Source organism: Gilvimarinus sp. 1_MG-2023, assembly GCF_030548285.1.
Genome location: NZ_JAUOSC010000868.1, coordinates 1 through 282, shown reverse-complemented (window position 1 = coordinate 282; position 282 = coordinate 1). Strand labels below are relative to the sequence as shown.

General features: G+C 51.8%; 1 protein-coding gene. It reads right to left on the bottom strand.

What is annotated here, in order from left to right:
• Positions 1-282: hypothetical protein (locus Q4563_RS19365; RefSeq protein WP_303605673.1), on the bottom strand; the 282-nt coding region annotated here is incomplete at both ends.

Sequence of the window (282 nt, the reverse complement as noted above, 5' to 3'; positions counted from 1 at the left end):
ATACTGCATGGCGCCAATCTGGTTGCTCTGGCGTCTGGCGAACAGTGCCAGGGCAGCAAAAAAAATCGCGGTTGCTACACCACAAACAATAACCAGGGTATTAGGTATAAGATCGGCCTGCCATGAGCTGAGCCAGAGATAAGAAGCCATCATGCTGGTTGCAGAAATCAATACGCCAGACAGCCAGCTGGCCTTGCTGCCTGTCAGAATCAGACTGGTATTCAGCATTAGCAAGGCGGGGAGGGTCAGTTCAATGGGCGCGTGAATGAGTCCCAGTAATAG